This window comes from Brevibacillus sp. FW306-2-1A-C05A (assembly GCF_058781555.1).
In genome coordinates this window covers 40,179-62,496 of record NZ_JBYSWV010000021.1, presented here as the reverse complement: position 1 = coordinate 62,496, position 22,318 = coordinate 40,179, and the positions used below count along the sequence as shown (strand labels likewise).

The 22,318-nt window shown below is 50.9% G+C and carries 25 protein-coding genes and 1 pseudogene; 20 read left to right on the top strand and 6 right to left on the bottom strand.

Annotated elements, in window-relative coordinates:
- Window positions 1-301: 301 nt before the first annotated feature.
- Window positions 302-1,720, top strand: coding sequence for a flagellin N-terminal helical domain-containing protein (locus tag AC3WJN_RS14330; RefSeq protein ID WP_492329292.1), 1,419 nt, complete (start codon window positions 302-304; stop codon window positions 1,718-1,720).
- 400 nt (window positions 1,721-2,120) lie between these two features.
- Here AC3WJN_RS14330 and AC3WJN_RS14325 read toward each other — a convergent pair whose 3' ends face one another.
- A complete protein-coding gene (locus AC3WJN_RS14325; RefSeq protein WP_283858353.1) occupies window positions 2,121-3,161 on the bottom strand; it encodes a hypothetical protein in 1,041 nt (346 codons plus the stop codon).
- Between the two features lie 133 nt (window positions 3,162-3,294).
- Between AC3WJN_RS14325 and AC3WJN_RS14320 the strand changes: the two genes are divergently transcribed.
- The 5 genes from AC3WJN_RS14320 to AC3WJN_RS14300 all read left to right on the top strand — a co-directional run bounded on the left by AC3WJN_RS14320 (window position 3,295) and on the right by AC3WJN_RS14300 (window position 6,353).
- The gene (locus AC3WJN_RS14320; protein ID WP_492329285.1) at window positions 3,295-3,642 is read left to right on the top strand and encodes a flagellar protein FlaG; all 348 of its coding nucleotides are present in this window, start codon (window positions 3,295-3,297) and stop codon (window positions 3,640-3,642) included.
- Between the two features lie 29 nt (window positions 3,643-3,671).
- Window positions 3,672-5,225, top strand: a complete 1,554-nt coding sequence (gene fliD, locus AC3WJN_RS14315) for a flagellar filament capping protein FliD (RefSeq protein ID WP_492329284.1) — start codon at window positions 3,672-3,674, stop codon at window positions 5,223-5,225.
- A gap of 22 nt (window positions 5,226-5,247) precedes the next feature.
- Complete coding sequence (gene fliS / locus AC3WJN_RS14310) at window positions 5,248-5,628, top strand: flagellar export chaperone FliS (protein WP_005829829.1); 381 nt, start codon at window positions 5,248-5,250, stop codon at window positions 5,626-5,628.
- 93 nt (window positions 5,629-5,721) lie between these two features.
- Window positions 5,722-6,018: a flagellar protein FliT gene (locus AC3WJN_RS14305; RefSeq protein WP_005829831.1), complete on the top strand. Its 297-nt coding sequence runs from the start codon at window positions 5,722-5,724 to the stop codon at window positions 6,016-6,018.
- Between the two features lie 89 nt (window positions 6,019-6,107).
- Window positions 6,108-6,353: a helix-turn-helix domain-containing protein gene (locus AC3WJN_RS14300; protein WP_429779375.1), complete on the top strand. Its 246-nt coding sequence runs from the start codon at window positions 6,108-6,110 to the stop codon at window positions 6,351-6,353.
- A gap of 54 nt (window positions 6,354-6,407) precedes the next feature.
- On the opposite strand, the gene AC3WJN_RS14295 is transcribed toward AC3WJN_RS14300, so the two are convergent.
- Window positions 6,408-6,599, bottom strand: a complete 192-nt coding sequence (locus tag AC3WJN_RS14295; protein ID WP_025844255.1) for a putative motility protein — start codon at window positions 6,597-6,599, stop codon at window positions 6,408-6,410.
- 150 nt (window positions 6,600-6,749) lie between these two features.
- On the opposite strand from AC3WJN_RS14295, the gene AC3WJN_RS14290 reads away from it, so the two are divergent.
- The 5 genes from AC3WJN_RS14290 (at window position 6,750) to AC3WJN_RS14270 (ending at window position 10,532) form a co-directional block, all read left to right on the top strand.
- Complete coding sequence (locus AC3WJN_RS14290; protein ID WP_007778019.1) at window positions 6,750-7,559, top strand: motility protein A; 810 nt, start codon at window positions 6,750-6,752, stop codon at window positions 7,557-7,559.
- Window positions 7,552-8,361 carry an OmpA family protein gene (locus AC3WJN_RS14285; protein ID WP_007778016.1) on the top strand — a complete coding sequence of 270 codons (810 nt, stop codon included), beginning with the start codon at window positions 7,552-7,554 and terminating at the stop codon, window positions 8,359-8,361. The genes AC3WJN_RS14290 and AC3WJN_RS14285 overlap by 8 nt, the downstream gene beginning before the upstream one ends.
- A gap of 303 nt (window positions 8,362-8,664) precedes the next feature.
- A complete protein-coding gene (locus AC3WJN_RS14280) occupies window positions 8,665-9,486 on the top strand; it encodes a basic amino acid ABC transporter substrate-binding protein (RefSeq protein ID WP_007778013.1) in 822 nt (273 codons plus the stop codon).
- Between the two features lie 81 nt (window positions 9,487-9,567).
- The gene (locus AC3WJN_RS14275) at window positions 9,568-10,242 is read left to right on the top strand and encodes an amino acid ABC transporter permease (RefSeq protein WP_007778010.1); all 675 of its coding nucleotides are present in this window, start codon (window positions 9,568-9,570) and stop codon (window positions 10,240-10,242) included.
- Window positions 10,243-10,334: 92 nt separating this feature from the next.
- The gene (locus tag AC3WJN_RS14270) at window positions 10,335-10,532 is read left to right on the top strand and encodes a cold shock domain-containing protein (RefSeq protein WP_005829843.1); all 198 of its coding nucleotides are present in this window, start codon (window positions 10,335-10,337) and stop codon (window positions 10,530-10,532) included.
- A gap of 59 nt (window positions 10,533-10,591) precedes the next feature.
- On the opposite strand, the gene AC3WJN_RS14265 is transcribed toward AC3WJN_RS14270, so the two are convergent.
- Window positions 10,592-11,644 carry an HD-GYP domain-containing protein gene (locus AC3WJN_RS14265; RefSeq protein ID WP_007778004.1) on the bottom strand — a complete coding sequence of 351 codons (1,053 nt, stop codon included), beginning with the start codon at window positions 11,642-11,644 and terminating at the stop codon, window positions 10,592-10,594.
- Between the two features lie 206 nt (window positions 11,645-11,850).
- On the opposite strand from AC3WJN_RS14265, the gene hpf reads away from it, so the two are divergent.
- From hpf to prfB, 4 genes are all read left to right on the top strand, one after another.
- A complete protein-coding gene (gene hpf / locus AC3WJN_RS14260) occupies window positions 11,851-12,405 on the top strand; it encodes a ribosome hibernation-promoting factor, HPF/YfiA family (RefSeq protein ID WP_005829846.1) in 555 nt (184 codons plus the stop codon).
- Between the two features lie 194 nt (window positions 12,406-12,599).
- On the top strand, window positions 12,600-15,119 hold the full coding sequence (secA, locus tag AC3WJN_RS14255; protein WP_025844270.1) for a preprotein translocase subunit SecA: 2,520 nt from the start codon (window positions 12,600-12,602) through the stop codon (window positions 15,117-15,119).
- Window positions 15,120-15,453: 334 nt separating this feature from the next.
- The gene (locus AC3WJN_RS14250; protein WP_005829851.1) at window positions 15,454-15,903 is read left to right on the top strand and encodes a hypothetical protein; all 450 of its coding nucleotides are present in this window, start codon (window positions 15,454-15,456) and stop codon (window positions 15,901-15,903) included.
- A gap of 136 nt (window positions 15,904-16,039) precedes the next feature.
- Window positions 16,040-17,153 (top strand): peptide chain release factor 2 gene (gene prfB / locus AC3WJN_RS14245; RefSeq protein WP_100228543.1). Its coding sequence is split into 2 segments (ribosomal slippage): window positions 16,040-16,120 and window positions 16,122-17,153, totalling 1,113 coding nucleotides; the frame shifts between segments, so codons are not numbered across the junction.
- 6 nt (window positions 17,154-17,159) lie between these two features.
- Here prfB and AC3WJN_RS14240 read toward each other — a convergent pair.
- The 3 genes and pseudogenes from AC3WJN_RS14240 to AC3WJN_RS14230 form a co-directional block, all read right to left on the bottom strand.
- Entirely contained in the window at window positions 17,160-17,444 is a 285-nt protein-coding gene (locus AC3WJN_RS14240) for an ATP-binding protein (RefSeq protein WP_483072923.1), read from the bottom strand.
- A gap of 139 nt (window positions 17,445-17,583) precedes the next feature.
- Window positions 17,584-17,964: pseudogene (locus AC3WJN_RS14235) on the bottom strand (histidine kinase dimerization/phospho-acceptor domain-containing protein); the annotation flags it as partial.
- A 38-nt stretch (window positions 17,965-18,002) separates the two neighbouring features.
- Entirely contained in the window at window positions 18,003-18,155 is a 153-nt protein-coding gene (locus tag AC3WJN_RS14230; RefSeq protein WP_007777994.1) for a PAS domain S-box protein, read from the bottom strand.
- Window positions 18,156-18,294: 139 nt separating this feature from the next.
- Between AC3WJN_RS14230 and AC3WJN_RS14225 the strand changes: the two genes are divergently transcribed.
- The 5 genes from AC3WJN_RS14225 (at window position 18,295) to AC3WJN_RS14205 (ending at window position 22,250) form a co-directional block, all read left to right on the top strand.
- Window positions 18,295-18,564 (top strand): YciI family protein, encoded by a 270-nt coding sequence (locus AC3WJN_RS14225; protein WP_005829860.1) that lies wholly within the window; start codon window positions 18,295-18,297, stop codon window positions 18,562-18,564.
- Between the two features lie 81 nt (window positions 18,565-18,645).
- Window positions 18,646-19,011, top strand: a complete 366-nt coding sequence (cccB, locus tag AC3WJN_RS14220; RefSeq protein WP_005829862.1) for a cytochrome c551 — start codon at window positions 18,646-18,648, stop codon at window positions 19,009-19,011.
- Window positions 19,012-19,200: 189 nt separating this feature from the next.
- Entirely contained in the window at window positions 19,201-20,241 is a 1,041-nt protein-coding gene (gene argC / locus AC3WJN_RS14215) for an N-acetyl-gamma-glutamyl-phosphate reductase (RefSeq protein WP_007777988.1), read from the top strand.
- 13 nt (window positions 20,242-20,254) lie between these two features.
- Window positions 20,255-21,055 (top strand): acetylglutamate kinase, encoded by an 801-nt coding sequence (gene argB / locus AC3WJN_RS14210; protein ID WP_005829867.1) that lies wholly within the window; start codon window positions 20,255-20,257, stop codon window positions 21,053-21,055.
- Window positions 21,056-21,068: 13 nt separating this feature from the next.
- A complete protein-coding gene (locus AC3WJN_RS14205) occupies window positions 21,069-22,250 on the top strand; it encodes an aspartate aminotransferase family protein (RefSeq protein WP_327953451.1) in 1,182 nt (393 codons plus the stop codon).
- Window positions 22,251-22,318: the final 68 nt, after the last annotated feature.

The following is a 22,318-nucleotide window of genomic DNA, read 5'->3' as shown; positions in this document are numbered from 1 at the left end:
AGGTAGCTTCTGCTAATTCCAGAAAAACTCTTTACACTATTTAAAGTCGGGCTATCTTGTTGGATAGTTGCGAAGAGGGGTTATTATTCAAATAACACATTAGACTGAGTAAAAACGGGAGAAAACGAAGGTATACTTTTAGGGAAGGTTAATGGAGGTAACTGGTAATATTGAGCGTTTGTTGAAGGGGTAAGAAATCCTAAATAGGTTAACTTTTCAAGACGTTACGTACGTACAACTGTTTGACGGTTACTATTCACGGATATTATGAGGTTCATAGGGGAGAAGTCAAAGGGAAGCAATTCATTCGTCACCCACCCCCCCTCTACGATTACATAGTTACACGTATCGTCAGTTAAGCACGAATTCCGCTGCGACAAACAAGAACATTGAAAAATTGTCTTCTGGTCTTCGCATCAACCGTGCGGGTGACGATGCGGCAGGTCTGGCAATCTCTGAAAAGATGCGTGGACAGATTCGAGGTTTGGACATGGCCTCCAAGAACTCCCAAGATGGGATTTCTTTGATCCAAACTGCTGAAGGTGCCTTGAATGAGACCCACTCCATCTTGCAACGTATGCGTGAGTTGGCAGTCCAATCTGCTAACGACACAAACACAGATAATGACCGTAACGCCCTGCAAGATGAAGTAAAACAGCTGAAAAGCGAAATTGACCGTATTGCTAATACCACTGAATTTAATACAAAAAAACTTCTTAACGGTTCCCTTGGTGTAACTGGTCAGGTAAGCGGAACAAACAATCATAATCTGCAACCTATTAGAGTTACAAATTCTGACCTTGCAGCGGATACGTACACGCTAACTACAGCAGCAGCTGGTACAGTTACTGCTACAGCTAAAACAAACACTACTGGGCTGGCTTCTGACGGCACAGATTTTACCTTGACTTCAGGTGATATTGCCGGACTCAAACTCGGAGAGTATACTCTGGAAACCAAAGCGACAGGTACAGCGGATACTTTCGATTTTTCGCTAACTGACAAAAATGGTAATGTTGTAGCTAAAATTGCTGCAGTGGATATTTCTGCTGACGATGCAGTATTGGTGGGTTCCAATGGCGAAAAATTTACCGTAGCCTCGCAAGCCGCTGGTACTGTGTTAGCAGGGAAAATGACCTTCACTCTTGGGGCAGACTATGCAGCTAGTGATATCTCGATTACAAATTCTGCTGGTGGTAGCCTTTACAGCAATGCCTCAGCACTCTCCATTTCTTCCAATAAGTTTGATGCAAATGGATTGGAATTTGATCTGACAGTTGATACAGTGCTGTCTGCTGCTGCTAGTACAAACATTGTGGTAACAAACAATGCGTCTACCTTCCAGATTGGGGCAAACCAATCTCAGACTATGAACGTTGCAATAGGTAATATGGATACCACATCACTGGGAATTAACGATGTGGATCTTTCGACTAAGACTGGTGCTCAATCTGCAATTACCACTATTAATGACGCACTTGAAAAAGTTTCTACTCAGCGCGCTGCACTCGGTGCATACCAAAACCGTTTGGAACACACCATCAACAACCTGAACACTTCTTCTGAAAACCTGACAGCTGCTGAATCTCGTATCCGTGATACAGATATGGCGAAAGAAATGATGGAACAAACCAAGAACAACATTCTTGCACAAGCTGCACAAGCTATGTTGGCTCAATCGAATAGCCAGCCGCAAGGAGTTCTCCAACTCCTTAGGTAGTCTATTCCAGGGCGTCTCATGGAGTAATCGATGAGAGCATGACTGGGTGAATTGCTGGAATTTCCTCTAGAGCCTTTGATCCCACAACGCAATCGGAAACGGTAATCGTGACGGGTGAAAAAATCAAAGGATTGGATAATCAGCAGCCAAGCTCCTGTCTCGAAAGAGTGGAGAAGGTTCAACGACTAGGACATACCGCCTACAGCGCAATGCCATGGTGATGAAGTCCGTAGGGCAGTAGGATAACTGCTCGAAGTGCCCAGCCCCGAACAGGTAAAGCTGAGGGTGAAGATATAGTCTGTTCTGTTACTGAAAGGTACAGTGGCAAAGCAAGCCAACCAACAACCGCAAGGCGTTCTGCAATTGCTCCGTTAATAACGGCAAACACCCTGGTCTTCGATCAGGGTGTTTCTTTTTGTGCAAGATGAATTTCTCTTGCTTTTTGAATCACTGACCAATATGTCCTGTTGAGGGCTGTGGCTATTTCAGACCACGTCATTCCTTTTTGATGAAGCTCTAGTAAGCAGTTTATTTCTTCTTCCGAATAGTTCCGCTTTCTCTCGGACGAGGTTAGGCGTACTTGCACATTGGAGCCTGTCTTGTTTCTTTGCTCGAGTTTAAGTCTTTCATGTAAACATGTTTTGTATTTCATGCTGGGAAGGTCATCTGTAACAGGTTGAATGATTCGGAGAAAATGTTGAACCTCATGTTCTTTGTTCAATTTTAGGATAAAACCATGGCCATCTGGACGGGAAGCAACTACAAAGTTGGTGTCAAACGTATTATTGATATGGCTTTTCAACATTTCGTTCTCATCATGAGTAAAGCACTGCGTGTAGATTACAATTGTTGGATGGAGAACTAGCATCGAGGGAGTTTTTCTTTTAGAGAGAATAAGAGAACCGTCGTCTAAGTATAAGGTGGCAAGAAACAGCGGATGGGTCATCTGAGCAAGCAATTTCGGAGGAATGATTTTTACGCCATCTGGAAAGAAGTAGGCATACAGCTCTGAAAACAACGGGTGAGAATAAGAGTAGAGATGGTTCGAGTTTGTAATATGGAAGCCGAGGGTCGATAGCTTTTCTTGTTTCCATTCGCGATAGGCGCGCTGTTTTTCGGAGAAATGTTCTTTGTAGGCGTAGTGTTGGCTTCGGGGACCGCGTGACAACGTACCATCACCTAACAGACTGCCGTAGATGATAGACAACTGTTCAATAGATGGCGAGAGAGGCTTAATCCGTTTACGGTAATACTCTTGTTGAGCCTGTTTCACTTTTTCTCTTTTTTTATCCAGAAATTCTTTGTTTTTTCGCAAACCCATTTTGGTTGCGAGCCTGCGAACCTGATGAACGGAAATGCATGCCTTCTCGGCAATGCGTTCATTTTCTAAAAATGCGTAATTTTCTTTGACGACCTGACTAATGTATTCGATCCGCGACAATTACACTCACCTACCCGGTAGGAATGTACGTTCTCTTTCAGGATACCACATTACCGAATTGTTTTCTTCCTTAAATCTCCCGCTATTTTTTCCGATACATACAATAAGGAGAACCAGGAATGGAGGTTAATACATGGACGTATCTATCAATAGTCAATCAGGATTAGGGACGAAGGCAGCGGGAGTGCCTGTACAGGCAGCGTCTGCAGGTGTACCAGCGGCAAAGGAAAGCAAACCGGAGGCAGAGACAGCCACTCAGCAGTACTCTAAAAAAGAACTCGGAAAAGCGGTAGACGACCTGAACAAATGGATGCAGCAAACGCAAAGCACGCATCTGCAATTCCGTTTGCACGAGCAACTCAAAGAATATTATGTCGAAATCGTCAACGACTCGACCAAAGAAGTAATCCGTCAGGTTCCTTCCAAAAAAAATTATGGACATAGCGGCCAAAATGCAAGAAATGATCGGGTTGTTGGTTGACGAGAAACGATAGAGAAGGAGGGATTGACATGGTTAGTCCGATTCGTTTTTCTGGTCTCGTTTCCGGACTGGATACGGACAGCATGGTCAAGGAATTGATGAAAGCCCAGCGCGCACCTTTAAACAAGATGCTGCAGAAAAAGCAATTGGAAACATGGAAGCGCGACGCTTACCGCGAAATGAACGCGCTGCTGTTGGATTTTCGTCTGAACACAGTAAGCGACATGCGTTTGCAAGGTTCATACCTGAAAAAAAAGCTTGTGTCAGATAACGAAGGAGCGGCTTCGATCAAGCAAGTAGGAATGCCCAATTTGTCTACGTACAAAGTGACGGTAAACACTCTGGCTACAGAAGCCGAGCCTGCTAGAATGGATACGACTACGACAGTGGCAGCAACGGATTCTGCGAAAAAGCTCTCTGAAGCTGGATTAAGTGGTTCTTTCGAGCTGATGGTGAATGGTACGAAGATTACGATCAACGATACCGACTCCATGGAGAGCGCTGTTAGAAAAATCAATGAACAGACCTCCAAGACAGGGGTAGTAGCCACTTTCTTTAACGGTAAGTTGATCTTTTCTTCCACTTCCGCTGGGGAAAATGCAAAAATCAAGTTGGAATACACAAATGATGATAACGCGAAAGTTTTTGGCCTGTTTGATAGCGGCGTTGCAGCAGGAGATCCGGCAACCAAAGAAGCGCAGGGCCAAAAAAGCATAGACGGATCTGTTACCATTAATGGCGTGACGACCGCAATCAGCAGCAACAAGTTTACTTTTGACGGCATCGAGTTCGAACTGAAAAAGGCAGAATCGTTTACCGTAAGCTCTATGCAAGACGACGAGGCCATCTTCAAGTCTATTAAAAATTTTATTGATAAGTACAACGAAGTCATCGACAAGATCAATAAAAAAATCAGCGAGCCTCGTTACAGAGACTATCAGCCTCTGCTCGAGGAAGAGAAAAGCGCTTTGGATGAGAAGCAAATCGAGAAATGGGAAGAGAAAGCAAAAAGCGGCCTTCTCCTTCGCGATTCTGTCCTGTCATCCGCTTTGACGGAGATGCGTCAAATCTTCTCTACGGCTGTAGCAGGCATGGGCGATGAAAAGTTTGACACCCTCGCTGATATCGGGATCAGCACAGCAAAAGCGGATGCCAAGTTCAGCTATGCCAACTACATGGAAAAAGGGAAGCTGTACATCGACGAAGAGAAGCTGCGCAAAGCCATTCGTGAAAACGGCACACAAGTAATGGATTTGTTTACCAAAAACCCGGCGGAGACAACGACAGACAAAGACCAGATGCTACGAGAAACGGGAATTGCCAAAAGACTGTATAACAGTCTGACTGGCATTATGTCTAAAATTACAGACATTGCCGGTTCTTCTTCCATGGGCGATATCTCCGACAGTTACTCCATGGGCCGACAAATGAAAACTCTCACGAAAAACATCAGCACTCTGGAACTGCGCATGAAGAACATGGAAGAGCGCTACTACCGCCAATTCACCGCTATGGAAAAAGCGATGAGCAAGGCAAACTCCCAGAGCAGTTGGCTCGCTCAGCAATTCAGCAGTGGCAGGTAGGATCGAAAAGGAGCTGGATATGATGGCCTATCAACAATCGTTACAGGCATACCAAACGAACTCAGTGAATACAGCCAATCCAGGAGAATTGACGTTGATGCTCTACAACGGAGCGCTGAAATTTCTGAAGCAGTCAAAAGCAGCGATTGCCGAAAAAAAATTCGACAAAGCCAACGAGTACAACAAACGCGTGCAAGACATCGTGGGCGAACTGATGGTTACGCTGGACCAAAAATACCCGATCGCCCAACAAATGATGTCGTTGTACGAATATATGCAAACAAGACTGATTGAAGCCAACCTCAAAAAGGAAACCTCCATTCTGGATGAGGTAGAAGGACTTCTCACCCAATTCCGCGACACATGGAAGCAAGCCATGGTCTTGGCAAAAACGCAAGGGTAGCGGATGGAGATGTCATTTCAACTAACGAAAGAGACAGTCGAGCTGCTATTTCAACAGCTATTGCTTCATTCTCATGATTTGGAGAAAGCCGTCTTGAAGGAAGAAGCAGAGCCGGAGGAATGGCTCGAGCTGTTGGACAAACGCGAAGAGGTACTGGGGCAAATTGCTGATGCAATCGATCGGGGATTTGTTCTGCCGCCAGAATGGAATCTGCAGTACGCCACGCCATTTTTGGAGATTGACCAGCGCTTGCTTCCGGTTATGCAGGAGAAGCAGGACGAACTGTCCGAAAAAATCAACCAGATCCAACGCGGTCGAACGGCTAACAAACAGTACGGAGGCTATAGCGGATCTCCGGCATATGGCGCTTTTTTTGACACCAAGAAATAACGGTCATGATACATTTGGATAGGCTCCCTCTTGACTGAATAGGTGCGTGCGTCAATTAGCCGTACTTGTTCGATTCAGGAGGGATTTTTATGCCTGTAAAAGGCCAGAAATTTACGAGTTACACAACCGAATTCAAGCTGAAAGCGGTAACCATGTACTTGGAAGAAGGAATGGGCTACAACCGGGTGACGAAAGAGCTGAATTTAATCAGTAGCTCTTATATCAGAAGATGGGTCAAAAATTACCGGGAGCATGGGATCGAGGGGCTCACAGAGCGCAGAGGAAAAGCAGCAAGGCTCTCCAATGAAAAACCTCACCCCGAAAGAAAGGGATGAGGTCTGGTTAAAGCCGATGGCGAAGAAGGGATTCTTCGCTTTTTTCTTGCCTAATTACACGCTGATATCAATCTGTTTCCCGAGTGTAGGGTGGGGAGCCTGTGTCGTTGCTTGGGCATTGGTAAAATCCTGGATCATTACCATCGCGCCTGCTGCCTGGGTAGCTTGCGCCATTTTCAGCATGCTCAGGCCTACGGTTTGCTGGAGCTGGCTTACTTGCGCGCCCATAATGGAACTGATATCCATATCGAATTTCCTCCTCTCCTGCCATGTCCATTCTTTACATTTATCGGCAGAGCGAACCTCTGCTATAATAATGGAATTCAAATCAACCGATACACCAATAGAAAACCTCAACCCGCTTTACCAGGAAAGAACGTTAGGAAGGTGACACCATTGTCCACAAAACGCCGCTCACTCGCCTTGATCGGAGCCGTCGTCCTCATTTTCATACACGCGGTTTACATGAACGGCAACCTCGCCGACCTCTTGAACGTGACCGCCATCGAGCTGGTCGCGCTCTCCGTCGTGGTTTCCTACGCGATCAAGCGCAAGCACCTCGACCTGAAAAAAATGATCCGCCTGCTGATTCACGGGCGGGACAGCAACGTCGAGGAGACGATCAAGCGCTTCTACTACTACGCGCTCGTCCAGAAAGAACAGGGATATATCGCGCTCGAACGCGAGTTGCAGCAGGAGCGGGACTCGTTCGTGCAGCGCGGCAGCTTGCTGGCGATCGAGGGTGTGCCTGAGGAAGAACTGCGAATGATCCTGGAGAACGAGCTGAAAGGCGAGCAGTATCGCTACCAACAGGCAGCAGGCTTCTTTCGGCTCATCAGCTTGCTGGCGCCAGGGATGGGGCTGGTCGGGACGCTGCTCGGGATGACAGGGGTGCTCAAATCGCTGGAAGACATGGCACTCACAGGGCACAGCCTGAGCGCAGCCGTTGTCGCCACGCTCTACGGTGCGCTCCTTGCCAACTTGTTCGCGCTGCCGTGCTACTACCGGATGATGGATTTGTATGACCGGGACATGTTTGAAAAACGGCTGTATATCGAGGGCTGCGTCGGTTTGCAGCGGATGGAGACGCCGCGCCTGCTGTTTGAAAAGCTCAACTCGTTTTTGCCAGGCGACCAGAAGCTGGTGCTCGTCAAAGAGCCTGGTAGCATGAAGGGCACGATTGAAAGGCAGGATCGCTATGCATGACGATCGGTTGTACGATGAGAAAGAGCTGGAGAAAAGCTGGCTCATCAGCTACAGCGACTTGATTACGCTACTGTTCGTCATCGTCATTATCATCGCGGCGACGCAAATGACGAAGATTCAGACCCAGCGCGAAGCCGCCAAAAAGGAGCAAGCTGAACAGCAGGCCAATCTGAAGCAGGTGCATGAGAGCCTCGATCTGTTGAATTTGCAAAAGCTGGAGCTGGAACGCGAGATTCATCAACTGGAGGGGCAAAAAAAGGCGCTCACAGGCACCATGGATGAAAAAGGCACACAGGAGCAAGAGCAGGCGCAAAAGAGCGTGCCAAAGCCGCCTGTCGGCATGCCGGACACGGGTGAGCGCGATATGGAGACGGTGCACAACCAGCTCTCGTCCGCTTTGGCCGAGCTGAATCTGGACTACGAGGAGACCGAAGAGGGATTGCGCATCCGCCTTCCGGAGAAAATTTTGTTCGCCAGTGGCTCTGCTGATCTCCAGGAGCAGGGGAAAGAGGTCGTAGGCACTGTAGCACGTGTGTTGCAGCGCTACGAGTACAAAGTGAGGATCGAAGGCTACACAGACGACGTGCCGATCTCGCGCAGCGCATACAAGTCCAACTGGGAGCTGTCCTCTGCCCGCGCTATTGCGGTGATGCGGGAAATGGTTGATGCATATTCCTTGCCGGCGTCGCGCTTTACGGTGGCAGGATTGGGAGAATACAGGCCACTCGTGGACAATTCGAACGAAGAGAACCGCGCGCGCAACCGCCGGGTAGAGGTTATTATTTTGGCGGAAAAAGAATAATTCGTATTTTTCAGATAAATAAATCGTTTTCAGGCAGGATTTTTATATACAGGATAGAAGTATATCCGGTGTATACGAATCCTGCCTTTTTGCTGCTAATTCCAGTTCTATACCAAAACTCGACTCCGTAACCATAGTACCAGAGCCGCAGAACGCGCAGGAAAATAGTTATGCACAGCTTGTGCACAACGTCATGTGGATAATGTGGATAACTTTGTGGAGAACGCAAAAAACACATGATTTCCATGTGGACAGTGCTGGGGAAAAGTAAGCATACACAGAGAGAAACAAGGGGGATTTTTAATGCGTATCGGGAAAAAGTGGTTCAAGTCTCTTGTGCTGGTCGTAGGCGTGGGGCTTTTGGTCTCAGCCTGTGGATCGGGTGGCCAGCAAAGCTCGGGAAGCGGAACTGGCGCGAGCGGCTCAGGGTCAGGCTCCGGCTCGGGTGAAAAAGTGTACGTGGTAGGAACAGATGCAGCTTATCCGCCGTTCCAGATGCTGGAGGCCGACAAAATCAGCGGCCATGACATTGACGTGATGAATGCGATCGCAGAAGCGGGAGGATTCAAGATCGAGTGGAAAAACACAGGCTGGGACCCGCTGTTCGACGGATTGGACAAAGGGACGGTGGACATCGGGATTTCGTCGATCACGATCACGGACAAGCGCAAGGAAAAATACGATTTCTCGGATTCGTACTTCGAAGCGAATCAGCTCATTCTCGTAGCGGAAGACTCTCAGGTGACCAAGCTGGCCGATCTGAAAGGCAAAAAGATCGGGGTACAGGCCGCGACTACAGGGGAAGAAGTGGTCAAAAAGGCGTTTGGCGATACGTATCAAGGCTTGATGGGCTATGACGACATGCCTTCGTCCGTGGACGATTTCTTCAATGGCCGTGTCGATGCAGTTGTCGGGGATAATGGCGTGCTGCAATATTACGTAAATAAAATCAAAGACAAGAAGTTCAAGCTGATAAAAGACGACTCGTTTGAAAAAGAATACTACGGAATCATGGTGAAAAAGGGCAACACGGACGCGCTGAACAAAATCAACGACGGCTTGAAGAAAATCAAGGAAAACGGCAAGCTCCAGGAAATCTACAACCAGTACTTTGGCAGCAATTAGTCATCAGTAGCCGGGTGCGTCGCGGGACGTGCCCGGTGTTTGTGACTCCAGTGCTGACATACACGAAGGGAGGACTTGCCATTGGACTGGAGCGTCATCTATGAATATCGCGAGCTGTTTATCCGAGGCATTATCAATACCATTTTACTAACGGCGGTTGCTACCGTTTGCGGGACCTTTTTGGGGTTGTTTATCAGTTTGGGCAAAATGTCGTCGAACCGCTTTTGGCGGTGGACATGCTCGATCTACGTGGAGCTTTTTCGGGGGACGCCGATGCTGGTGCAAATTTTGCTGATTCACTTCGCCGTCATCCCGTCTATCTGGGGACTGTTTTTTTCGGGAGAGAGCAGTCCGGAAGCGATCTACTCCGGATTCGTGGCGCTGTCGCTCAACGCAGCGGCCTACATCGCCGAGATTTTTCGCGCAGGGATTCAATCGATCGATCCGGGACAGATGGAAGCGGCACGCTCGCTCGGGATGACGAAGGGGCTGGCGATGCGGCTGATTATTTTGCCGCAGGCGTTTACCCGGATGCTTCCTGCCATCGGGAACGAATTTATCGCCCTTTTAAAAGACTCCTCCCTCTGCGCCGTTATTGCGACACCGGAGTTGAATTACGCCGCCATGAACGTGGCGAAGAGCACGTTTGAGCGCTACCCGCCGTATTTGACAGAGGCGGCTGTGTACCTGGTGCTCACGTTGTTCCTGTCGCGGGTAGTCGTAAGAGGATTGGAGAAAAAATATTCAACGAGATAGAAGAATGCAGCTTCTGATTTTGGAGAAACTAGAGGTGTACACACAAAGATTTGTAATCCAAATTTTTACAAGAGAAAGGGTTGTGCTGTTTCATGCAAGGCAAAGTAAAATGGTTTAACGCAGAAAAAGGTTTTGGTTTTATCGAGCGAGAAGGTGGCGACGACGTATTTGTCCACTTTTCCGCGATTCAGTCGGATGGTTTTCGGACATTGGAAGAAGGACAAGCTGTAGAATTTGATATTGTGGAAGGCGACCGCGGGCCGCAAGCAGCCAATGTCGTCAAACTGTAAATCATATCGCTGACAGCAAATCCCCCTGGCCAACATCAGGCTCGGGGGGATTTTTACGTCTAGCTAATCATTCGGGTGATGGTAAGCGCGCGATGCTCGCGCAAATCCAAAAACTCGTCTCCTCGGCGAACGAGTGGACGCATCGGTTCATCGGTATGAATCATAATGATTTCGACGTGGTCTCCATTGCTGAGCAACGCCTGAGAGCCGACGTAGAGCAAAATAATGTACTGGATAAAACGCGAAACGATCAAAGGGTTCAGTTGGCCTTGGCATGCCAGCTCCCACAATACGTTGGCAGCGTGAAAGGGAGAGGTACCGCGGCGGTAGACGCGGTCTGTGCAGATAGCGTCGAACACGTCAGCAACGCTGATGATCTGGCACTCCAGAGGGATGTCTTCCTTTTGGCAGCCATGAGGATAGCCGCTGCCATCCAGGCGCTCGTGATGCATGAGAGCGCACCTGGCGATCCACTCGTCAGCGTCCTCCATCGACAGGAGCAGCTCGCTGCCGTAGAGGGTGTGCAGCTTCATGATCTCGTACTCTTCATCGCTCAAGCGATCGGGTTTGGACAAAATCTCGTCGGGAATCATCATCTTCCCTACGTCATGCAAGAGACCGGCTTGTCCCAAGCGGTAGATTTCGTCCTGGGGTCGTCCTGCGATTTTACCGATCAGGGCAGCTACGATTCCGACATTGAGAGAATGGCGATAGGTGTAATTTTCCGTGCCTTCCTTGATGTAGAGGAACCGGAGGAAGCCCATTCGCTGGAGCACTTGGTCCAGCAGAGGATAAAATGTGCTGTTGAACTGATGCAGGGGAGGAACAGAACCTGTAGCGATCTGTTTGAAAAGGTGCTCGGTTTCTCTGACTGCTGCAATGTACTCGCGGGCAGCTTCTGCCTCGTTCCAATGCAGAATGGGCAAAGGCTGCTCGGGAGCTTCCGACGCAGAAGTGACGTGCACAGCTTGAATGTGGTGTGCCTCCAAAAGTCGAATGTCACTCAGGTGAAGGACTGCCCCGGCGGGCAAAAGAAGCAGGCCGTACTCATTGTAGACGTCTTGCGCGAGCGTAGTACCAATAATGGAATGAGAAGGTTTCACCTCTGCCATGAGGATTCCTCCAGTGCGATGACGACCGCGATATAGGATTGAGTGACTACCCTCTCTATTATAACATAGGGAAACTAGCGAGTATTGGTAAAATTCTGTCGATTATTGCCGGATTGTAAAAATTTCACTAAGATTTTTTTAGCTTGGAGCAGGATTAATTACAGGGGTGCCGAATACCTATATATAGACGGAAGGAGGTTGGAACCATGAAATTTAATATTCGTGGAGAAAACATTCAAGTCACCGCAGCACTGAAAGAGTATGTGGAAAAGAAAGTCGGCCGTCTCGAAAAATATTTCGAAACTACACCTGCAGATGTACAAGTTACCATGCATGTACATCGTGGAGAAGGCACAATCGAGGTAACAATCCCGCTTGCCGGGGTGATTATCCGAGCAGAAGAAACACACGAGGATATGTATGCCGCTATTGACCTGGTGGCAGAAAAGCTGGAGCGTCAAGTTCGCAAGCATAAAACGAAACTGATGCGCAAGCTGCGGGTTGATTCCGCTGCGAAAGTCGGACAGCGCGATAGTCAGCCAGTAGCTGTGATGATACCAGATGTCGATGAGGAAGATGTTGACATTGATATTGTCAGAACGAAGCGTTTTGACCTGAAACCGATGGATGCGCAGGAAGCCGTCATGCAGATGGATATGCTGGGACACAGCTTCTTCGTTTTCCAAAACAGCGATACCAACGACGTCAGCGTGGTGTACCGCCGCAACGATGGACGCTATGGTTTGATTGAACCGAAATAACGAAACTTTACATTTCTTTACTCGTACAAGACTAGGGAGTTGCTTTTGGCAACTCCCTTTACTTGTGTATATGAGCTTCTATTTGTTAAAATAGCTTTTTAGAAAGTATTATTTTCGTAGAATCGGTATCCTTTTTTCTGGCGCGCCAGGTGGTGCGATATTTTTGTCCGGAAGCATATGGAAGGGGTGTCCTCATGTTAGGACTCGTTAAAAAGATATTTGGCGACAGCAATGAACGTGAAGTGAAAAAGATGTTTAAGCGCGTGGAAGCGATCAACGCGCTCGAACCAAGCATAGCAGCGCTTTCCGACGAGCAACTGCGGGAGAAGACCGCAGAGTTCAAAGCCCGGCTGGCCCAAGGGGAGCAGTTGGACAAAATTTTGAACGAAGCATTTGCCGTTGTGCGCGAAGCATCGAAGCGGGTTTTGGGCATGCGCCACTTCGATGTCCAGTTGATTGGCGGTATGGTGTTGCAGGAAGGCCGCATTTCCGAAATGAAAACCGGTGAGGGGAAAACCTTGGTGGCTACCTTGGCGACCTACCTCAACGCTCTACTTGGCAAAGGCGTTCACGTCGTAACAGTGAACGAATACTTGGCAGAGCGCGACTCGCGGATCATGGGCCAACTGTACAACTTCCTCGGTCTGACAGTCGGCCTGAACAAAAACGGACTGAGCCCGGAAGAAAAGCGGGCCGCTTATGCTTGTGACATTACGTATGGTACGAACAACGAGTTCGGCTTTGACTATTTGCGCGACAACATGGTTCTGTACAAGGAACAGATGGTGCAGCGCCCGCTCTTTTTCGCCATCATCGACGAGGTGGACAGCATCCTGATCGACGAGGCGCGGACGCCGCTGATTATTTCCGGATCGGCAAACAAATCGACAGAGCTCTACTACATCTGCTCGCACTTTGTGAAGCGGCTGGAGCCGGAAAAAGACTTTACGATTGACGAAAAGCTGAAGATCGTCAACCTGACAGACGAAGGTGTGGGCAAGGTCGAGAAAGCTTTCAACATCGACAACCTGTACGATACGGCACACATCACCTTGAACCACCACATTACAGCGGCATTGAAAGCCCAGGTCCTGTTCAAGCGCGACGTAGACTACGTGGTGCAAGAGGGCGAGGTTGTGATCGTCGACGAGTTCACGGGCCGTCTGATGGTGGGACGCCGGTACAGCGACGGTTTGCATCAGGCGATTGAAGCCAAGGAAGGTCTGCGCGTGCAGAGCGAGAGCATGACGCTCGCTACGATCACCTTGCAAAACTACTTCCGTATGTATGAAAAGCTTGCCGGTATGACCGGGACGGCGAAAACAGAGGAAGAAGAGTTCAAAAAGATTTACGGTCTGGACGTTGTCGTCATTCCAACGAACAAGCCGGTCATTCGCCAAGACTTGCCGGACCTGGTTTTCAAAACCGAAGCTGCCAAGTACCGTGCGGTTGTGAACGACATCGTCGAACGTCATAAAAAAGGCCAGCCGATTCTCGTCGGTACGATTTCCATTGAAAACTCGGAGCGGCTGTCGCACATGCTGAAGCAAAAAGGCGTTCCGCACAGCGTGTTGAATGCGAAGCATCACGAGCGCGAGGCGGAAATCGTCGCGCGCGCAGGTCAATACGGTGCGGTGACGATTGCTACCAACATGGCCGGTCGCGGTACGGACATCCAGTTGGGCGAAGGCGTAGCGGAATTGGGCGGCCTGCACATTATCGGTACAGAGCGTCACGAGAGCCGCCGGATCGACAACCAGTTGCGCGGTCGTGCCGGGCGTCAAGGGGACCCTGGTTCCTCCCAGTTCTTCCTGTCGATGCAGGATGAGCTGATGCGCCGCTTTGGTGCCGACAATATCATGAACATGATGGATCGTCTGGGCATGGAAGAAGACATGCCGATCGAGAGCCGTCTGGTTACCCGTGCGGTAGAATCTGCGCAAAAACGTGTCGAAGGAGCCAACTTCGATGCACGGAAAGGCGTACTCCAGTACGACGACGTGATGAACCAGCAGCGCCTCGTCGTTTACAAACAGCGCAAAGACATCCTGGAGCAAGAAAACCTCAGCGATGTTGCGCTCAACATGATTTACAGCGTGCTGGAGCGTGCTGTCGAGCAGCATTGCCCAAAAGAAGAGGTACCGGAGGATTGGGACCTGCAAGCATTGGCCGATGCGGCGAACAACGGCTTCCTGCACGATGAAACCATTACCGTCTCCATGCTGAAAGGCAAGGAAGCAGAGGAAATCGTCGAGTTGCTGAAAGCCGAAGTCGTCAAACAGTACAAAGAGCGCGAAGCTCAAATCGGCGAGATGATGCGCGAGTTCGAAAAAGTGGTCATTCTGCGCGCTGTCGACAGCAAATGGATGGATCACATCGACGCGATGGATCAACTGCGCCAAGGGATTCACCTGCGTGCTTACGCGCAAAACGATCCGCTGCGCGAGTACCAGTTCGAAGGCTACGAGATGTATCAAGCGATGCTGGCTTCCGTACAGGAAGAGGTGGCCATGTACATCATGAAGGCCGAAGTGAGCCAAAACCTGGAGCGCCAGGATGTCATCCGCGGCCAGGGCATCGACCCGAACCAACTGCAGACGTCAGGCCCATCCGACCGTCCGGACCCTGAGACGTCTGGCGATGCCGACCCGAAAAACCGCGCGCAGCGCCGTGCCCAGGAGCAGGAGCGCCGTCGCCAAAACAAAAAACAGTAAGGCATAGCCTACATTAGCCAGCAATCAAAGCATTCCTCTGCACAGCGGCCATTTCGCTGCGGGAGGGATGCTTTTTCTTTTCCAATCGACAGCAGATGCTCCGTTGCAGCGCGGTTGCGCCGTTTGTGTAGACCTGCCCAAGAGATTTTCTTACTGTTTCCTGACGCCTAGACAGTATTCGTCCCGATCTGTTCTTCCTCGTCTGTTATGGTCGGTCTATTTGTCTAACACTGGTAAAAGTCATCGAACGATTCAGGTGGAAATGTTCGGAAAAATCCATAGAATCATAAGTACAACACTTTTTACCAAATACACGGGGACGGGGGAATGAACAATGAAAGCGTCAGTCAACGTGATGGGCATACAAACCAAAAACATGATGGAGAGAATCGGGAAGACATTGAAAGCTGTACTGAAAGCGGCAGCGGAGCATAAAAAAGTAAAATGGATTACCAAAGAAGAAAGAGGGGAGGAGCCTAAAGTATTCACAGCCGAAGACCCTGTCTTCTATGAAGAACGACTGAAAACGGAGATACCGGAGCCGAACTGGACGCCAGGCGTGCTGATCTCGCCGAAAGGCATGCTGGATCAGCCGCAGCAAAGTCCGGCGGCTGCAGGGGAGCGGAGGCTCAGGCAAGCGCGAATGAAGCAAAACATCCGCAAGCGTGAGGCGCGGATTCGCCAGTCGCATCTGTCCGTGGTTGCGGCGCCGCAGACGGAGAGCAAACAACCACATGAAATCCGAGACTTGAGATCCTCGCCATCACCGCCAATGGCTACATAGGCGCTACATAGGCAGGACAGATGCCAGGCAAGCGGCGAATCACGCTTTTTACGCACGGCAGGTTGCCAGGTTTGCGGATCTGGCGAATTACGTTACAATAAACTTAGCTTACGTAAAGAGAAGGTGACTCGCAAAAATGGCATTGATCGATATTGCGGACGTCAAACAAGAGATGTCCAGTATGGCTAAACGTTTAGCGGATATCAGGGGGTCTCTTTGACCTCCCTGTAAAACAGGAGCGGATCGGCGAGCTGGAAGAGCGCATGCTGGCTCCGGACTTCTGGGATGACAACGAGGCTGCGCAGAAAACAATCAGCGAGCTGAACGCCATCAAAAGTCTCGTCGAAACGATGAGCAAGCTGGATTCCCAGTACGAAGACCTCCAGTTGATGCTGGAGCTGGTCATCGAAGAAGGTGACTCGTCGCTCATCCAGGACTTGTATGACAGTACCCAGGAGCTGAAAAAGTCGTTTGAACGCTTCGAGCTGGAGCTGCTTTTGAGCGATCAGTACGACAAAAACAATGCGATTCTTGAGCTGCATCCGGGAGCGGGTGGAACCGAATCACAGGACTGGGCTTCCATGCTCTTGCGAATGTACACACGATGGGGGGATGCCAAAGGCTTTAAAGTCGAGACCTTGGACTATTTGCCCGGGGATGAAGCAGGCGTAAAAAGCGTGACCCTCCTGATTAAAGGGTACAACGCCTACGGATATCTGAAATCGGAAAAAGGCGTGCACCGCCTCGTGCGCATTTCTCCATTCGACGCGTCCGGGCGCCGTCATACATCTTTTGTATCATGCAACGTTCTCCCCGAAATCGAGGACGACAATGCCGTAGACATCCGCACGGAAGACCTCAAGATCGACACCTACCGTTCCAGCGGTGCGGGTGGTCAGCATATCAACACGACCGACTCCGCTGTCCGGATTACCCACTTGCCGACGGGCATTGTGGTTACATGCCAAACCGAGCGCTCGCAAATTAAAAACCGGGAGCGAGCCATGAAAATGCTGACGGCTCGGCTGTTCGAGAAAAAGCGGGAGGAACAGGAAAAAACATTGGCTGCCATCCAGGGTGAACAAAAAGATATCGCCTGGGGAAGCCAAATCCGTTCCTACGTCTTCCACCCGTACAGTCTGGTGAAGGATCACCGGACCAACATGGAGGTAGGAAACGTTCAGGCAGTGATGGATGGCGAGATCGACGTCTTCATCGACGCGTATCTGCGCGCGCAGATCAAACGCTAGAGCGGTTTACAGCCCCTCTCTGCTGCAAGGCTTTTGCTTTTGCAAAGAAATGACGACCGTCGTGCCCTCGCCAAGCTCGCTCGTGATGTCGAGCGAGCCGCCGTGGTCGCGAATGATTTTGGTGCTAACCAATAGCCCCAGACCTGTTCCGGTTTCTTTTGTACTGTAAAATAGCTTTCCCAATCGCGGAAGCAGCTCCTCGGGTATCCCGTCGCCTTGATCGGATACCCGAATGAGGACGTTCTGATCGTTCTCGACTACCGCGATCGTGAGAATCCCACCTGACGGCATGGCTTCCATGCCGTTTTTTATGATGTTGATAAACACTTGCTTGATCTGGTATTCCTCGCAAGAAATAAGCGAAGTAGCCGTGGGAAATTCGTTCAATTTCGGAAAGCATAATTTGCAAGTAATGACGGTTGGTAATCGGCTCGCTCTCCATGAGCTGGAGAAACCCTTTCAGCGAGGTGAGCGGATTGCGGATTTCATGCGCGATCCCTGCCGCCAGCTCGCCAAGGGCGGAGAGCTTGTCCGAGTAGCGCAGCAGCTCCTCGGAATGGCGCCGTTCTATAATGTCGCGGGCGACGATCACTGTATTTTTCACTTCGCCATCTGCTCCGATGTCGAGCGTTCCTTTGAACTCGAACAGAAGCATGCGGCCGTCCGGGTGAGGGTAGATGTATTCAGCGTCCAAAGGTGTTTTTTCCACAATCATCTGCAAAAAGTCACGTCTGGCAGCCTCTCTCTGCTCAGGCTGAATCAGGATGGAAAAATGCCGGAGCAAAATATGAGAGGCTGGCAAGCCGAGCACGGATTGGATCGAGGGCGAAGCGTATGTAATGTGGCCGTTCAGATCATGCGCAACAGCTCGGAAGCTGCATAGCCCAGTAATTGCTCGGCTGCGGCGTTGACGCCAGTATGGTTGCCATGCATGTCGATAATGTAAACAGCATCGGGGTTATTCTGGAAGAGAGAAGTGTATAACTGCAACTGTGTACCCATACGTGACCACCTTTCTGTCGCTTCTTGCTTCATTTCAAACGTTCGCTGTAGATCGGAAAAATCCTACCTGTGCCAAAGTCCCGATTGGCAAATATGTTATACTGCAAACAAATACGCAAAATAAGGAGAGGACGCACACATGTTGTATGTCGCTTTGTTGCCGATTGTCGATCAGGAATTGAACGCGAAAATCAGACCGGCTCATTTAGAGTATATCAACGATTTGTACAAGCAAGATAAAGTGTTTATGGCAGGGCCGTTCACGGACAAGCAGGGAGGCATGGTCATCTACAAGGCCGCGTCCCTGGAGGAAGCGCGCAAGCTGGCGGAAGGCGATCCGGTTGTGGTGGAAGGCGCACGGACACTGGAACTGCGGGAGTGGAATCCGCTTGAGCTGCCCTTGACCTAAAATTCGCAGGGCCACAGGAATGAATAGCCTGCTGCGGAGGCATACTGAGCGAAGAATTTCTACAACAAGGAGGGAACCGCTTTGAAACGCATCCCACTGTTTACGGTTGCGGCTGTACTCGCATTCTCGCTCAGTGCCTGTGGCGGCGGCAATCAGCAGACGCAGCCCCCTGCTGAAAAGCCGGCTACGGAGACACCTTCGACAACCGCTCCATCTGGTAGCTATGACGCGGCTACGGCAGAGGCGTTGTTTAAAAACACCTGTGCAGGCTGTCATGGACAATCGCTGGAAGGTGCTGTCGGGCCGAATTTGCAAAAAATTGGCAGCCAACTGAGCAAGGAGCAGATTTTGGAAGTGCTGAATAACGGAAAAGGTTCGATGCCGCCTGGCCTGGTAAAAGGGACAGACGCGGAAAACATCGCTGCTTGGCTGGCCGACAAAAAATAAAGGTGAGTTGGACAAAAGACGCTCGGGTATGGAACCCGGCGTTTTTTTGTATAAAAGGGCCCCTTGCTAGCGACTTCCCGCTTTGCCAAATGAAGCAGAAACAGATTTGCTAGTTGTATTCCGTTTGAATTTTTATTATTATTCATGTATAAAAATACAAACGAATGATGGGAAGAAGGGGAGAGGTGCATGGTTCGGGTCGGAATCGTTGGGGCAACCGGGTACGGCGGTGCGGAGTTGATCCGTCTGCTGGCTGGCCACCCTCAGGTTGAAATAGCGAATGTTTATTCAAGTTCAGCAGATGGAGAGGGGCTGGAGAAAACCTTTCCTCACGTAGCGGGACTGGGACTGCCAAAGCTTTTGCCGATTGACGCTGACAGCATGAGCGCCGCAAATGATCTGATTTTTCTCGCGACGCCTGCTGGCGTAAGTGCCGGGTTGTCTCCGCAACTGGTAGCAAACGGCGTGAAGGTCATTGATCTATCCGGCGATTTTCGCCTGGAAAAAGGCGAGGTGTACAAGGCGTGGTACAAAAAAGAGCCTGCGCCCGCCAACTTTGTCGAACAGGCGGTTTACGGCCTGACGGAATGGAATCAGGAGCAGGTGGCAGGCGCCAGCCTCATTGCCAATCCGGGCTGCTATCCGACAGCGACCTTGCTTGCCTTGATCCCTTTGCTGAAAAGCGGATGGGTGCAACCGAACAGTTGGATCGTCGACGCCAAGTCGGGCGTGTCCGGAGCGGGACGCGGCGTATCGCTTGGCGTGCATTACAGCGAAATCAATGAAAGCATTCACGCATACAAGGTGGGAAGCCATCAGCATACGCCAGAGATTGAGCAGGAGTTGCAAAAGCAGAGCGGCGTGGAGACGGTCGTCCAGTTTACGCCGCATCTGGTGCCGATGACGCGCGGGATTTTGGTCACTGCTTACGGACAGTTGTCCGCAGAGGTGACGCAGGCGCAAATTCAGGAGCTGTATGAAGCGACTTATGCCGACAAGCCGTTTGTCCGTGTGCGCCCAGCCGGAAGCCATCCGCATACAAAAGAGGTTTACGGTTCGAATTACTGCGACATTGCGATTCATGTGGATCAGCGCACTGGCCGCGTTGTTTTGCTGTCGGTGATCGACAACATGATGAAGGGCGCAGCAGGCCAAGCTGTGCAAAACATGAACGTCATGTACGGACTGCCCGAGAAAACGGGGCTGCCGCTCGTTCCGGTATATCCGTAGAGGAGGAGAAGCGATGCAGGGGATAGTAGTCATCAAGTGCGGCGGAAGCACGATGGATCAGTTGCCGGATTCTTTTTTTCAGGCGATCGCGAAGCTGCAGCAGGAAGGCAGGCAGATCGTCATCGTGCACGGAGGCGGACCGGCGATTAACGGCATGCTCGACCGCGTTCAGATTACTCCGCAGTTTGTCGACGGGCTGCGCGTGACTTGCGAGGATACGCTGCGCGTCGTGGAAATGGTTTTGTGCGGCAGCATCAACAAGGTGCTGGTGAGACGGCTGACGCAGGCAGGCGCCAAGGCATGGGGCGTGAGCGGAATTGACGGTCAGACGCTGATCGCGCAGAAAACGGCGAAGCCGCTTGGCTGGGTAGGGGAAATTACGAAAGCAAATACGGCGATACCGCAAGCGATTCTGGCGCAAGGCTACGTCCCGGTGATCGCGCCGCTTTCCGTAAGCGAGGATGGGGCGAATACGTACAACATCAATGCCGATGTGGCCGCAGGAGCGATTGCAGCGGCGCTCGCGGCGGAAAAGCTCATCATGGTCACGGACGTTCCCGGCATTCTGCGCCCGCAAGCAGACGGCACGAAGGCAGTCGTTGCGCAAACGAGCGCAGAGGAGATTCAGGACATGATCCAGTCCGAGATCATTACGGGCGGAATGATTCCGAAGGTTCAGGCCGCGCTGGACGCGCTCGGCCAGGGAGTGGACCAGGTGGTCATTTGCCGGGGGACGGCCGAGGATCTGCTCGGCGTATGCACAGGGGAAGCAGTCGGAACGACCGTCAGAATGAACGTGAATCACGCGAACTAAGGAGGGAATGGACATGAGTATAGTGACAGCGCCTATGCATGTGATGAATAACTATGCGAGATGGCCGATCAGTCTGGTAAAAGGCCAAGGAAATCAGGTGTGGGACGACCAGGGGAAACAGTATCTCGATTTTACTTCAGGGATTGCGGTGACGTCTTTGGGGCATGTCCCGCCAAAAGTGACAGCCAAGCTGCACGAACAGCTCGATACGCTGTGGCACTGCTCCAACCTGGTGCACATTCCGCAGCAGGAGATTTTGGCGGAAAAGCTGAGCCGCTTGTCCGGGCTCGATCAGGCGTTTTTTTGCAACAGCGGGGCGGAAGCCAATGAGGGCCTGATTAAGCTGGCCCGACGCTACGCGCAAAAGGTGAAAGGAGAGGACCGCTTCGAAGTCATCACGTTCGAGCAGTCTTTTCACGGACGGACGCTGGCGACATTGACGGCGACCGGGCAGGAAAAGGTCAAGGATGGCTTCGCGCCGTTGCCGCCGGGCTTTGTCACCGTGCCGTACAACGATCTCGCAGCGGTCAAGTCGGCGATTACAGACAAGACGTGCGCGATCATGCTGGAGCTGGTTCAGGGCGAGGGCGGCGTGCATCCGGCAGAGGAAGCGTGGGTCAAAGCGCTGCGCGACTTGTGCGACGAGCACGGCTTGCTGCTTTTGGTGGACGAAATTCAGACAGGGATTGGCCGCACCGGCACGTGGTTCGCTTTTCAGCAATACGGGGTGAAGCCGGACGCGATCTCGCTGGCAAAAGGATTGGGCAGCGGGTTCCCGATTGGCGCTGTAGTCGCCACGAAGGAAGTGGCCGCAGCCTTTGCGCCAGGGACGCACGGAACGACGTTTGGCGGCAATCCTTTGGCAGCGACCGCGGGAATCGCTACCTTGGCGACAATGGAAGAGGAGCAGATTTTGCAGCAGGTCGCCCATATTCACGACGTGCTGATGCAGGAGCTGGAAAAGCTGCATGCTGAGCATCCCGACAAGGTCGTCGCGGTTCGGGGCAAAGGACTTCTTCTGGGCGTGGAGCTGACGATTCCGGCAGGCGACGTGGTTGCTTATGCACGGGAAAAAGGCGTGATTCTGCTCACGGCTGGTCCGCAAGTAGTGCGCCTGCTGCCATCCTTCGTCACGACGGATGAAGAAGTAAAGCAGGCAATGGCCGTGTTCGGCGAAGCGTTGGCCCAGGCGTAACGGCAAATATTCCATGATTTGTGAAAATGCAACGAGTGCGGAAAGTCAAAAAACTCGTTGCATTTTTA